Below are 14,438 nucleotides of genomic sequence, written 5' to 3'. Positions count from 1 at the left end.
TGCTGCCAGACAGTAACAGGGATTTTCCGCTGCGGTTCACTCCATTTTTCGAAGCGGATATTGTACACGTACCGCGAACACGTTATCATGGTAGCATACTAAAGTGTTTCTGTCTACCCTTTTTTTCACAAAAAGAAGATTCTCTGTTGCTGCACAAAGGCAGGAATTTTTCGAATCGTTTTGAACGGGCTTACATTTTTCCCGTCTCCTGCGCAAACCGGGCCAACTCTTCGTTTTTCCGGTTGATCGTTCCGAACGCCTTTGCACAGCAGATCACGCTCCTGCAGTCCTTCAGTACCCCAAGCGCCACCTCATAAGTTTCCTGCTGAATTGCTTCGTATGGCCGCTCCGAAATCACCTGAACCGCCAGAGCCTTCGCCACCGGATAATCCAGGTCATTTTCATGCAGAATTCCTGCTGCAAATGGAATCCCCTGTCTTTGCAGCCTCCGGTAGACCGGAATCCCGCTCCCGTTTCCACCGATCACAAATACTTCCGGCTTGCCCTTCACTGGAGGCAGCTCCACCGAACCATACTCAGCGCAGTAGCTTTCCTGCGGGACCCCAAACAATTTTTCCATGCAGGTTTCTGTAAAGATTTCTTCCGGCGTTCCGCATTTCCAGATCTGGTTTTTGCCGACACAGACAACATAGTCCGATACCTTCTGCGCCAGATCCAGCTCATGCATGGACATCAGCACTGCCACCTTTCGCTCCCGCACCAGTGTTTTTAAAATGGTGAGCAGCTCCATCTTGTGACGGATATCCAAAAATGCAGTGGGTTCATCCAACAGGATCACCTGCGGCTGCTGGCAAATGGCGCGCGCCAGCAGGATTCGCTGCCGCTGTCCATCACTAATCCGGGAAAAATCCCGGTCTGCCAGATTCCTGGCACGCACCATGTCCAGTGCTTCCCAGACGATCTGCCGGTCTGCATCCGACAAGGTTCCAAATCGCCCTGTATGCGGATACCGGCCCATGGACGCCACATCAAAACAGGTCATAAGCTCTGGCCGCGTCCGCTCTGTCATCATGACGGCCATCCGCTTTGCGATCTCCTGCTCCGACCAGTCTTTCATGACTGTCTTTTCCAGGAAAACCGCACCATCTACCGGCTTTAGCTGCCCTGCGATACTTTTTAAGATCGTGGATTTTCCTGCACCGTTTGGACCGATCAGCGTCACGATTTCCCCACGTGCGACATGAATATTGATCTCGCGGATCCAGACTTTTCCATCATACCCCGCCGCAAGATCATCCGTCCTCAGATATGCTTCTTCCTGTTCCATCACTTCTGCACTCCCTTTCTGCGAATCATGATCCAGATCACCACCGGTGCCCCGAATACGGCTGTTACCGAGCTGATGGAAAGCTCCGTCGGTGCAAACAGCGTCCGCGCAATCAGGTCACTGAACAAACAGAACACCGCACCACCCAGAAAGCAGCCGGGGATCACAACGATCGGCTTTGCCGTCCCAAACAACCGCTTCACGAGTTGCGGCACTGCGATTCCCACAAAGGATACCGGACCGGCAAAGGCTGTCACGCAGGCGGACAACACACTGGATAATAAAATCAGTTCCGCACGGAAACGCTTCACATTTACGCCAAGGCTTCTGGCATATTCTTCGCCGAGCTGATAGGCACTGATGGGCTTCGCCATACAAAAAGCAAGCACAAAGACCGGAAGCACCACAGCCGTGATCACCCTTACCTGATCCCAGGTCGTTCCAGAAAAGCTGCCCATAGACCAGTTGTGCAGGTTCACGATATTCGCGTCGTCCGCAAAGGTCACCACAAAATCCGTAATCGCCGAACAGATATAGCTGATCATGACACCGCATACGACTAACACCGACATCTGCCGGATCCGTTTTGCGATTACCAGCACAAAGCCCATGGAAAGCATGGAACCGGCAAAAGCTGCCACGATCATGATTGCTGAGCCCATAAAAAGTCCTTTTCCAAGAAACAGAATCATGACCAGTGCCACCACCAGCTTTGCCCCGGAAGAGATTCCAAGGACAAACGGTCCGGCGATTGGGTTTGAAAAAAAGGTCTGGAGCAGAAATCCGGACACGGAAAGCGCCCCGCCAAGCAGCGCCGCTGCAAGAAGTCTTGGCAGACGGATATCCCACAGGATGTGGAATGCTGTACTCTCTCGGTCTGTTCCGGACAAAATCGCCTGTATGTCCTGGAGAGAAAGAGAAACACTTCCCACGCGAAAGCTTGCCGCCGCAAGAACCGCCAGCAAAAATCCCAGCAGCAAAAATCCAAGTTGACAGCGCATGATCCGATTCTTCATAACGTTTTTCCTCTCATTCTTTCCAAACTGCAAGACAAACGCATTCCTGCACTTGCCTTTGCGCAGCTTTTTCCAGGACTATTTTCGTAATCACCCGCGTTTTCCCGCCTACGGCTGCACTGCAAAGCCTGCATTTACTGCAGCCGGTGCAGATAATGTAGTTCTCCATCCGCAGGATTTTCCTCTGCCAACACAGTGTGCAGATCCAGGATCATATTGCCAAGTCCCATCGTCTCCTGGAACATATTTTTTCCGGTACACCAGACATTGCCTTCTTTGACGGCCTTAAAATCTGCCAGAAGCGGGCTCTTCGCCAGAAGCTGATCGAGCGTCTCCAGTTCCCCGTCTATGGTACTGTTGTAGATCAGGATATCCGCATTCTTTGCTTCCGCATAAAAGGTTTCCATCTGCATGTTCATCGTGGAAAGCGCATTTTCCTCTTCCGATGCGGTCTGCGGCACATAACTTCCGCCCGCAAGCTCGATCATCTTTGCCACATAATCTCCCGGTTTTCTTACATTCACCGCACCATTTGATGTGATGTAGAAAAATGCTGCAGTTTTTCCGGTCGGCTGTTCAGACAGCACGCCGTCTAAGGCTTCCATATTTTCCCGGAAAAGCTGCTCTGCCTTTTCTTCCTCGTCAAACAGTACGCCGTACAGCCGGATCCATTCCATTCTTCCAAGTGGGTGCTCCTCATAGCTGGAACGCTCTACCAGTACCGGGATCTTCAGCTGTGTAAGCTGTTCTTTCACATCCGGCGTATGGTAGATCATGGTCGATTCCACCGCCAGGTCGCAGCCATCTGCCAGAATCTTTTCGTAATCCGGGGCACTGTATTTTCCTGCATAGGTGAGGGTTCCGGCTTTCATTGCCTCTTTTGCCGCATCCACATACCACCCGGATTCTTTGGTACCAGACAACGTGATCCGGTCTGTGCGTCCGATCGCCGCGATCAGATCCATCGCGGAGGTTGCCGCCAGATACACATGGTCTAACGGTTTCTGCAAAACAGTAATGGAATCCGGGACGCCTTCCGGCACCGGCATGGTTTCCGGTACGACCAGATACTTCCCGTCATCCTGAATCTGAATCAACTCATAACCGCCCTCGTAAGAATCCACGCTAAACTGCGTGGCATACAAAAGCTCCATGCTGCTTTCCGGCTGCATTTCACTCCAGACCGGTGCTGTCAAAGCTGCGTTTGTATCTGATGTTGCACCGGAAACTTCTGTGTCCGTGTTCGTCCCACCAGAAACTGCTGCACCTGTGCCCGATGATCCAGCTGGCACAGAATCAGCGCCTGATGATGAACCCGTTGCCGGTGTTCCGGCGCATCCCGGCATTCCTGCCAGACAAGCAATCAGCACTCCAACCGCCAGAAGCTTCCGCATCCGTTTTAATGCTTTCCTGTTTTTCATCATACGCCTTACGACCATCCCTTTATTTCACCTCAGCAATGGAAGCAGAATCAAACAGCAGAGTATAGTCAATCTCATGCGGCGTGCTCATCGCCGTGGTATCTGCTGCCACGGAAATCTTCCGGTCAAACACGGCAACCGGAATCTCAAATGCAGAATTTCCGCCCTGGTTTACCGGCAGGAATTTTTCTTCCCCAATCTTCATGTAATCATAGTTCGGACTGCTCCAACGTACCGTTGCAACTGCCTCTCCATCCTTAATTTCCAGCTTTGCCGGAGACTCCACCGTTACCTTTCCGGAACCGCCCTCCATGGACACCTTCACGGTGTAACTGCCGTCTGCAAGTCCCAGACTCTCTGCAGTCACCTGCTTACTTTCCAGATAGGCATCGTCTGGAAGGGAATCGGCACGAAATACCAGTACCCGGTCATACCACTTTTCTTTTTTCTTGCTGAATGCACTGCAGTCAATTTCTTTGTCAAGCGCCTCTACCGGCACCGTAAAATGATGGCTTCCATCCGACGCCTCTTCATACGGGATCATGTCATCCTCAGAGGCATTGACTGCCTCAGCGCCGGTTCCCATATAAAGCTTTAAGTAGCCGGTACCGCCCATCTTCATATCCGCTGTCATCGCGCCATCCTTTACGGTAAGCTCACATTCCTCGATCTGAAACATGGAAGAACTGGAATCCACGTCTACCGGATACACGCCATCCTTTAATTCCGAAGCCGGAACCGGGACCATGCCCTCTGTCCCTACCTGTTTCTCCGCGACCGTCTCATCCGCTGCTGCGACTGCGCTGTCCGCGGAGGATTCGTTCTGACCTTCGCTCTGATTTTCGTTCTGATCTACCGTTTTCTCCTGTGCACCATCCGCGGTTTCTCCTGTGACAACCGGCGCGCCGCCCTGTGCAGGCAAAGTCTCTGCCTGATTTTTTCCGCCGCAGCCTGCTGCCAGCATACCACTCAGGCAAACGACCGCCATAACGCCATAGATTTTCTTCTTCATAACAATGCTCCTTATTCTCTATAAACCAATTAGTGGAGGCACCGCTGGCGCCTTCTCGCTATGTAGTCTAATAAAAACGGGCGGCTGGAACTCCATCCTGCCACCCGTTTTCTCTATCTTCTGCTCGAATTTTACATCCAATGCCTCTTACCAGCAACATTTTGGCGATTTCCAAATGCTGCTGCAACGCAATTTTATTTTAAGGTATCGATTGCAGCCTGAGCATGCTCGGTAAACAGCTTCTGGATCGGCTCTAACTCACCTAAGCCACGCAGAATACAGGTTACCTCATAACCCTCTTTCTCAAACTCCGTCTTCCAGGAACCATCCTCGTCGCCTGCCATATCGTTGTTTGCATGGTCACCGGCTACAATCATAAGCGGCTCAAGAACAACCTTCTTGTACTCGCCCTCTTTTACCTTTGCAATCACATCCTCCAGACTCGGCTCAGCCTCAACGGTACCTACATAGTAGTGCTCAAAACCTTCATCTGCCAGCATCTGCTGCATCTTTGCGTAAACCGCATTGGAGTCAGCCTCAGTGCCGTGACCCATAAAGCAGATTGCGGTCTCGCCGTCATCGTACTCTGCGGTTGCGTCTGTGATTGCCTTGATGACTGCCTTAAAATCATCGTCGCTGGTCAGAAGCGGCTCGCCCACTGCTACCTGCTCAAATGCATCAGAATTCTGTGCGATCTCATCGACCAGATCATGGTACTCCAGACCATTCATCAGATGGGTCGGCTGGACAACCAGGGTCTTTACGTTATTGTCAATGGCACGTTTCAGTGCTTCGCCTACATTATCGATTGCTACGTTATCTCTGGACTTTACATGGTCAATGATGATCTGGCTGGTAAAGCCTCTTCTTACGGAATAATCCGGGAATGCTTCTTCCATTGCGTTCTCAATTGCGCCAATGGTCAGACGGCGGCTGTCGTTAAAACTGGTTCCAAAGCTGACAACCATTAACTCCTTCTCGCCGATTTCGTCCTGATTTCTTGTGTTATCCATAGATGCATCTCCGGTGTCGTAATTTTCTTCGTCTTCTGCCTCAGCCTCTGCAGTGGTTTCTTCCGCTGTGGTCTCAGCCTCGGTTGCTGCCTCGCTGGAAGTTTCTGCTGCTGTGGTTGCCTCGGTTTTCTCTGCCTTTCCTGCACAGCCTGCCATCATCGCAGCAGAAAGCGCAGTGACTGCAAATAATGCTGTCAGTGTTCTTTTTTTCATGTTCTTCTCCTTCTCTGAAATAACGTGGTATCATAAACCACCATTGCTGACACTATCGATTTTGGAATACCTGGAGAAGTCTCACGCATTCATGGCAGAACCGTCCCTGCCTGCGAACAGTAACAAAAAACTCTTCTTTTTGTGATCCGGAATAAGGATCTGCAGAATAACGGTACGACCAAGTCCTCGTGATCTGGAATTCTCCTGTACCAACAACCGGCAGGTTTCCTGGCTTGTCCATCCACGCACTGAAAAATCCCTTCCCAGTCTCCAAAAACCAGTGGGCAGCATACCATTTGGTATCCTTGTCATCCAGTGCTCCCTACTTACAGTGACGAGATCGCGCAGGTCTTCCACCTGCTTCCCTTTTACCCATTGTCTGTACATGCAGACTCCGGCACCGATTGTCCTAATTTCGATATGTATCCATAGTAGCATTCCCAACCGGAAAAAGCAACCCACACCACCTTTTTTACATGTCATTTGCCAGTTTTTTCAGATACGGGATCACCATAAGCGCCGCAGTCACCAACGATATTGTCTCTGCGACCGGAGTAGCCCATGCCACACCCTGAATACCAAATAAAGCATTGAATAAGATCATAAACGGTACGTCTGCCGTTCCTTTTCTCAGCATGGAAAGGATAATCGGCTGTTTTTTCTTACCAGTTGCCTGAAAAACAGTCAAGGCAAAAAATGTCATTGTCGTCATGGGACAGGCAGAGCAGATGATATGCAGAAAATTACAACCATACTCTACCGTTTCCCGGTCATTGATAAACATCCGGGTCACTAAAGCTGCATTGGTATAAAGTCCTGCCGCAATCACCAGTGACACGCCCAGGCTTAAAACAAATAATCTCTGAATTGCCTGAAGCATCCGTTTCCGGTTCCCGGAAGTAAAATTATATCCAATTAACGGCAAGGTTCCCTGCGTAATTCCCTGCGCCACGGCAAATGCCAGCATATTCACTTTCTTCGCAATGCCCATTCCCGCTACTGCCACATTCGAATATCCGGCAATGATATGATTTAAAACGGTATTGGAAACGGTTCCCATCATGGAAATCAGAAAGCTTGGCAAACCAACACTCAGGACCTCAGCCGGAATATGTTCCCCCAGTGTATACTTAGCTGGTGAAAACGTCAAGGTACTCGTCGAACGGATTTTCCAGATAAACCGCAGAAAATAAAGCAGAGCCATGCTATTGGAAAGCAGCGTTGCAATTGCAGCTCCTTTAATCTGAAGATGAAGCCCATAAATAAACACCGGATCGAGGATCATATTTAAAATACCACCAAAAGCTACGCCAAAACTCGCCTGTCTGGAATAACCTTCCGCACGGATCAGATGAGCCAGTGCCGGATTCATAACGGTCGGAATCGCACCAAGTCCAATGGTCCAGAACAGATACGATGATGCCAGGTCAAACGTCTCTTCATTTGCGCCAAGAATTGGCATCAGTACCGGCCGTGAGAAAAGGATCAGAATACCATAAAGACCCGCACTGATCGCTGCTGTCCAGATGCAAAAAGCACTGCAGCGCGATGCTTTTTCCCGTTCATCTGCGCCTAAAAATCGCGAGATCAGACTGGAACCACCGACTCCAAACAGATTGGAAAGTGCCGTCATAAACATAAAAAGCGGCATGGCAAGAGTTGCAGCAGCTACCTGTTTTGGATCTCCAAGCTGCCCGATAAAAAATGTATCTGCCATGTTGTAAATGATCGTTATGATCTGACTGACTACCGTCGGCACTGCCAGGGTCAGAATCGCCTGCGTCACCGGCATACGCGCAAATAATTCCTCATTCTTTTTTGTTTCTGTCATGCTCAAACTTCCTCTTTTCTTCCTGTCTCAGGCTGTTAATGTAACACTGAACAGCAAAATGAAAACTCTTATCCACATCTATCGGATAATGAGAAAAGAAACCTGTATCCTCCTGCGAAACAAATCCATGTACGATTGCCCGAAATAGCCTTCGGTAATGGATGCTTTTTTCTTCGCTTAAATGAAAATCTTCTAGCATTTTCTTCAGCGGATCCGTAAAAAGTGTCGCTGCATCATCCAATACCCGATTATCTCTTGCTGCTGTATTCATGATCAGCCAGTACAGTTCCCGATGCTTCTTAGCAAAGCTGCGATACGCATCTGCCAAAAGCCGTACCGCATCTTCACCATGTTTCCCTTCTATTGTCTGCATCTCCGTTTCTTTTTGAAGACGCAACGCATAACGACATATCTCCGCAATCAGTCCATCCATACTTTCCACATGATTATAAAGAGATGCTGTTTTTATCCCCAAAAAATCAGCCAGCAATCGCATGGAAAACGTTTCCCTTCCCTCCTTCTCAATCAACTCTGCTGCTGCTTTTATCACGATTTCTGAATTCAATCCTTTTTGTGCCACTCAGATCCACCTTTCTGTTTCACATATATCCAGGAACTGGCTCCTGCTCAATAAAACTAATGGTATTAGTTTTATTGTAAGCGAATGCCATTCGTTTTGTCAACAGCAATCAAATATCATAATCCACTTCATCCTCTATTTGGAGAACAAAAAAATGCCCCGGGATTCCATTCCGGGACATTTTTTTGTTCTATATCTTACTTTCCGTAGTAAGCTCTTAAGTACATCTCCTTGATCTCGCTCATCAGCGGGTATCTCGGGTTCGCACCGGTGCACTGGTCATCGAATGCCTGCTCAACCATAGCATCCAGGGTATCTAAGAAGTACTTCTCATCCACACCATACTCTGCAATGGTTTTCTTCACACCAACAGCTGCCTTCAGCTCTTCAATCTTCTCGATGAGTTTCTTCACAGCTTCTTCGTCGGTCTTCGCCTGAATGCCTACGAAGCGTGCGCACTCTGCGTAGCGGGCCATGGTGTGCGGATACTGGTACTGGGAGAAGGTTCCCATCTTTCTCGGGCACTCAGCAGAGTTGAACTCTACAACCAGAGAAATTAACAGTGCGTTTGCAATGCCGTGCGGCAGGTGATGGAATGCGCCAAGCTTATGTGCCATGGAGTGGCAGACACCTAAGAATGCGTTTGCAAATGCCATACCAGCCATGCAGGAAGCGTCCGCCATCTTGCTTCTTGCCTCTACATTGCTGCCATCATTGTATGCAGTCGGCAGGTACTCAAAGACATTCTTCATAGCCTTCAGTGCCAGACCATCGGTATAGTCGGTTGCCATAACAGAAGCATATGCCTCCAGTGCATGGGTCAGAACATCCACACCAGATGCGCTGGTTAAACCCTTCGGCTGGCTCATCATGTTATCGGTATCTACGATCGCCATATTCGGCAGCAGCTGGTAATCTGCTAACGGATACTTCACGCCGGTCTCCTGATCGGTAATAACCGCGAACGGAGTTACCTCGGAACCGGTACCGGAAGAAGTCGGGATCGCTACGAAGTAAGCCTTCTCACCCATCTTCGGGAAGGTGTAAACACGTTTCCGGATATCGATGAAACGCATTGCCATGCCCTGGAAATCTACTTCCGGATGCTCGTACATTACCCACATGATCTTACCGGCATCCATTGCAGAACCACCGCCCAGTGCGATGATGACATCCGGCTGGAATGCGGTCATGGCCTTTGCGCCCTCGATTGCATTTGCCAGGGTCGGATCCGGCTGTACGTTGGAGAAGCACTGGTAAACAATGCCCATCTCGTCCAGTTTATCGGTAATCGGTTTGGTATAACCGTTCATATACAGGAAGGAGTCGGTTACGATGAAAGCTCTCTTCTTGCCCATGACATCCTTCAGCTCACTTAAAGCAACCGGCATGCAGCCTTTCTTGAAATATACCTTCTCCGGTGTACGGAACCACAGCATGTTCTCTCTCCTCTCAGCAACCGTCTTAATGTTCAGCAGATGCTTGACACCTACGTTTTCAGATACAGAGTTGCCGCCCCAGGAGCCGCAGCCCAGTGTCAGAGACGGAAGCAGCTTAAAGTTATACAGATCACCGATACCACCGTGAGAAGACGGCGTATTGATCAGGATACGGCAAGTCTTCATGGCAGCTGCATGTTTTGCCATTTTCTCTTTCTCGTTTACATTGATGTAAAGAGAAGAGGTATGACCGTAACCACCATCTGCAACCAGACGCTCTGCTTTGGCGATTGCCTCATCGAAGGTCTGTGCCTTATACATGGCAAGAACCGGAGACAGCTTCTCATGCGCGAACTCCTCGCTGATGTCCACGGACTCCACCTCACCGATCAGGATCTTGGTATCCTCCGGGACCTCAACACCTGCCATCTGCGCAATCTTAAATGCACTCTGACCAACGATCTTTGCATTCAGGGAACCATTGATCAGGATGGTCTTTCTTACTTTCTCAATCTCATCCGGCTTTAAGAAATAACAGCCGCGGTATGCGAACTCTTTCTTTACTGCTTCATAAACCGGAGCAAGTACCGTTACAGACTGCTCAGATGCGCAGATCATACCATTATCAAAGGTCTTGGAATGGATAATGGAGTTAACAGCCAGTTTAATGTCTGCAGTCTCGTCGATGATAGCCGGAGTATTACCAGCACCTACACCAAGAGCCGGTTTGCCGGAAGAATATGCTGCCTTTACCATGCCAGGACCACCGGTTGCCAGAATGATGTCTGCATCCTTCATAACGGTATTGGTAAGTTCCAGAGACGGAACATCGATCCAGCCGATGATGCCATCCGGAGCACCAGCCTTTACTGCTGCATCCAGAACCACCTTAGCGGCTGCAATGGTGCAGGCCTTTGCACGCGGATGCGGGGAAATGATAATGGCATTTCTGGTCTTCAAGCAGATCAGCGTCTTGAAGATTGCGGTAGAGGTTGGATTGGTAGTTGGGATTACTGCTGCAACCAGACCGATCGGCTCTGCAATTTTCTTGATACCATATGCCTTATCTTCTTCGATCACACCGCAGGTTTTCATATTCTTGTAAGCATTGTGAATATGCTCTGCAGCATAGTTGTTCTTAATTACTTTATCCTCTACAACGCCCATTCCGGTCTCTTCCACAGCCATCTTGGCTAACGGAATTCGCATCTGATTTGCCGCGATTGCTGCTGCATGGAAAATTTTGTCAACCTGCTCCTGCGTATAAGTTGCAAATACCTTCTGTGCTTCACGCATAGCAGCCATTTTCTTTTCCAGTGCTTCTACATTGTCGATGATTTCCGGAACTGCTGTCATCTCTTTCTTTGCCATATTCTTATCCTCCAACGATTTGTGTGAGTGGGGTTTCTTGATCTTTTCCGATATTTTTTTAACGATCAATTCTGTTAGTATTATACCACTCGTTAAATAATTGTCAATATATTTTTATTTTTCTTCCTGTCTTTTTTTTCGTACAGTTTGTATGTATACAATGTACTTTTATTTTCATCTATTTGATATCATATTCTCCTTGTTCCTGTCGGCTTTCAAAACTGCGCGTCTGTCATTTATAAAAATCCAGAAAAACGAACAAATAAAAAAATTTTTACAAAAATAGAAGGATAGAGATCCATTATCTGGACTCCTATCCTTCTGTTTTGAACTGCACTGTTTCTGCTTGTTTTCTACTTGCTGTTTTTACTGGCTGTTTCCGCTTATTTTTGCTCATCTTTTCAGTTATCTCGATTTTCCTGATTGTCTGTCTGCGTTTTCACACTTTTCCTGAAATTACTTTTTATCTTTTCCTATACAATTATAGCATCAAGATTCCTGCGTCGGTTTCTTTTCTCTGTATCCCAAGGCCTGTTCCAGAGCTTCTTTTTCTTCTGCTCCCAGCAAAACCTCCGTTTCCCCGCGCTCTACATCTTTCAAATACAAATAACAGCCTTCCCGACTGTGAACAGAATTCAGGACAAATCCCGTATTGGTATAATCCAGAAGAGCCAACGCAAAACTCAAATTTCCACCCATGCCTTTAAACGCATTGTATTTTACAATTCCGATTTTCTGGAATGCAGCACGACTGTTTTTATTAGCAGTACGAATGGAATCCTTATTAAAACGATCCTGTGATTTCAGGTCAATGATATCATTCATCTGCTCAATGATCAGATTTTCCATGGTCTCCGCATCTCTTCCACGCATAAAAATATCATATCTGCGATAAAGTTTCCTCATGTTGATCAGACACATAACGGTTACAACCAGTAAGACCAGAGTCAAAACTGCCAATGCTATCAAAAGATAAACCGGGTCAAATCCCAGATTATTTAAAATACTTCCTTCCATATAATAAATCCCGTCTTTCCGTTTTGTGGTTACTCATCTGCGCACTGCGCAAACATATCGTAAATATTCCTCTACTTGTTTCGTATTTCTCTCAGACTTTCCATTTATAAATCCAGTCTGCTGCAAAAAAATGTATAACCGGTAAAACTACATCGGCTGAATGGATTCGATCAATTCGACAATCCGTTCCAACTCAGCCTCAGAGTAATATTCGATTTCGATCTTTCCTTTTGTTTTATCCTTGCGGCTGATATTCACTTTCGTTCCCATTACGGTTTTCATACGGTTTTCCATATCCTGAAATACAAGTTCAACCGCTTCATCCACTTCTTTCTTTTTCTTTTCTTTCTTTTCCTTGCCCAGTAATTTTACAGCTTTTTCAATTTCCCGGACACTCATTCGTTCCAATTCAACTTTTTTCGCAAGTTCGATCTGCTGCTGCGGATCGCTCAAAGCCAGAAGAGCTCTCGCATGACCACTGCTGATGCGCCCCTCAACAAGCATCTTTTGAACTTCCGGAGTCAGATTCAACAAGCGCATACTGTTGGTAATCGTTGTACGATTTTTCGAAACTCGTTCTGCAATTTCTTCCTGCTTCAAAGAAAATTCCTGCATCAAACGCTGATAAGCCAACGCCTCCTCGATCGGGTTTAAATCCTCTCTCTGCACGTTTTCAATCAGCGCAATTTCCATTGCCTGCTGCGGACTATACTCCCGAATCACAACTGGAACGGTCTTCAAACCTGCTAATTTGGCAGCTCTCCATCTCCGTTCCCCCGCAATAATTTCATAATTATCCTTCTTTTTCTGCACCAGAAGCGGCTGTAAAACACCATACTTTCGAATGGAATCAGCCAGTTCCTCCAACTGTACTTCATCAAACGCCTTTCTTGGCTGGTCACGGTTTGGTTCCAGTTCCGATACTTTCAGTTCCAGTTCTGTCTGTGCCGGTTCTTCCTGTTGTCCATTTTTCGCTAAAGCTGCAGTATTTACAGCGTCTCCAAGTATCTGCACGCTATCCATCGCCGCCGTATCGTCTTTTTCTGTCTTTTCGTTTTGTTTCAGGCTGCTGTTTCCTTTAGCATGAAAACTTTCTTTTTTATGCTCCGGCCCTGCAGCTTCTTCTCGATTCGCTGATCCGGCAGCGTTTTCTCGATTCTCTGCTTTCAGTATTTTTTCTGATTTCGCTGTTTTCGCAGCTTTCTCTGTTTTTTCTGTCTTCGCTGCCTTCTCTGTCTTTATTGCTCTCTCTGCTTTTTCTGTCTTTATTGCTTTCTCCGCTTTTTCTGCTCCAATTACCTCTTCTACGGTATCTTCTCCGAACAAAGCGCCAAGTCCTCTGCCTAATCCTCTTCTTGCTCCTGCCATTTTACTCTTCTTCCCCTCTGCTAATTACTTCTGCCGCCAGCATACGATAACTCTCTGCACCAGTTGAACGGGTATCATATATATTAATTGGTTTTCCGTGGCTCGGTGCTTCTGCCAATCTGACATTTCTTGGAATGATCGTTTTGTAAATATTCTTATTTAAATGTGCTTTTACATTTTCAACTACCTGAAGTGACAAATTGGTTCGTGCATCGTACATGGTAAACACAACACCTTCCAATTCCAGCTTCGGATTCAGTTTCTTCTTTACCAATTCGACGGTTTGAAGAATCTGACTTAAACCTTCCAGCGCATAGTATTCACACTGAATCGGTACTAACACGGTATCTGCAGCAGTTAACGCATTAATTGTCAACAAACTCAAAGATGGCGGACAATCAATGATGATATAATCATAATTGGCTTCCACTTTCTCCAGTTCCATCTTCAATAAAGATTCTTTCTTTTCTACATCCAAAAGTTCAATCTCTGCTCCGGCCAGATTCACATCCGACGGAAGGACATCCAGATTCTCCTGCACCTCTTTAATGATACATTCTTCCAGGCTGCATTCCCCTACCAGCAATTCATATACGGTTTTATCCATATAACCTTTTTCAAATCCAAGTCCGCTTGTTGCGTTTCCCTGTGGATCAAAATCCACAGCCAGCACTTTCTGCCCCGCCTCAGCCAAACATGCAGATAAATTAATTGCCGTCGTAGTTTTTCCCACGCCGCCTTTCTGATTTGCAATTGCTATTATTCTTCCCATATAACCATCCTTATACATCCCCGAAAAAGGGAAAGAAAAACGTTTCATACGATTTTCACTTTCTCAGGTTTCTTTTTTTATCACTTGTTTGCAGCAA

General features: G+C 47.4%; 11 protein-coding genes and 1 riboswitch. All 11 genes read right to left on the bottom strand.

Features of this window, described 5'->3' with window-relative positions:
* Positions 1–190 precede the first annotated feature (190 nt).
* Positions 191–1,288 (bottom strand): ABC transporter ATP-binding protein, encoded by a 1,098-nt coding sequence (locus DXB18_RS11625; protein ID WP_118707963.1) that lies wholly within the window; start codon positions 1,286–1,288, stop codon positions 191–193.
* Entirely contained in the window at positions 1,288–2,304 is a 1,017-nt protein-coding gene (locus DXB18_RS11620; RefSeq protein ID WP_118544020.1) for an iron ABC transporter permease, read from the bottom strand. The genes DXB18_RS11625 and DXB18_RS11620 overlap by 1 nt, the downstream gene beginning before the upstream one ends.
* Positions 2,305–2,438: 134 nt before the next feature.
* Positions 2,439–3,728, bottom strand: coding sequence for an ABC transporter substrate-binding protein (locus tag DXB18_RS11615; protein WP_243103384.1), 1,290 nt, complete (start codon positions 3,726–3,728; stop codon positions 2,439–2,441).
* A gap of 19 nt (positions 3,729–3,747) precedes the next feature.
* A complete protein-coding gene (locus tag DXB18_RS11610) occupies positions 3,748–4,737 on the bottom strand; it encodes a hypothetical protein (RefSeq protein ID WP_118707961.1) in 990 nt (329 codons plus the stop codon).
* 194 nt (positions 4,738–4,931) lie between these two features.
* Positions 4,932–5,963 (bottom strand): sirohydrochlorin cobaltochelatase, encoded by a 1,032-nt coding sequence (locus tag DXB18_RS11605; RefSeq protein WP_118544018.1) that lies wholly within the window; start codon positions 5,961–5,963, stop codon positions 4,932–4,934.
* A gap of 200 nt (positions 5,964–6,163) precedes the next feature.
* Positions 6,164–6,383, bottom strand: a riboswitch (cobalamin riboswitch).
* A gap of 52 nt (positions 6,384–6,435) precedes the next feature.
* On the bottom strand, positions 6,436–7,794 hold the full coding sequence (locus DXB18_RS11600) for an MATE family efflux transporter (RefSeq protein ID WP_118707959.1): 1,359 nt from the start codon (positions 7,792–7,794) through the stop codon (positions 6,436–6,438).
* Positions 7,772–8,374 (bottom strand): TetR/AcrR family transcriptional regulator, encoded by a 603-nt coding sequence (locus DXB18_RS11595; protein WP_118707957.1) that lies wholly within the window; start codon positions 8,372–8,374, stop codon positions 7,772–7,774. Before DXB18_RS11595 ends, DXB18_RS11600 begins: the two co-directional genes overlap by 23 nt.
* Positions 8,375–8,571: 197 nt before the next feature.
* Positions 8,572–11,184: a bifunctional acetaldehyde-CoA/alcohol dehydrogenase gene (gene adhE / locus DXB18_RS11590; protein WP_118707955.1), complete on the bottom strand. Its 2,613-nt coding sequence runs from the start codon at positions 11,182–11,184 to the stop codon at positions 8,572–8,574.
* Positions 11,185–11,673: 489 nt separating this feature from the next.
* Positions 11,674–12,201: a DUF4446 family protein gene (locus tag DXB18_RS11585; RefSeq protein WP_118544014.1), complete on the bottom strand. Its 528-nt coding sequence runs from the start codon at positions 12,199–12,201 to the stop codon at positions 11,674–11,676.
* Between the two features lie 147 nt (positions 12,202–12,348).
* Complete coding sequence (locus tag DXB18_RS11580) at positions 12,349–13,569, bottom strand: ParB/RepB/Spo0J family partition protein (RefSeq protein WP_182430559.1); 1,221 nt, start codon at positions 13,567–13,569, stop codon at positions 12,349–12,351.
* A gap of 1 nt (position 13,570) precedes the next feature.
* On the bottom strand, positions 13,571–14,341 hold the full coding sequence (locus tag DXB18_RS11575) for an AAA family ATPase (protein ID WP_118544048.1): 771 nt from the start codon (positions 14,339–14,341) through the stop codon (positions 13,571–13,573).
* Positions 14,342–14,438: the final 97 nt, after the last annotated feature.

The sequence above is a fragment of the Clostridium sp. OM02-18AC genome (assembly GCF_003481825.1).
Classification (GTDB): Bacteria; Bacillota; Clostridia; order Lachnospirales; family Lachnospiraceae; genus Brotaphodocola.
This window is presented reverse-complemented; position numbering and strand designations above follow the sequence as displayed.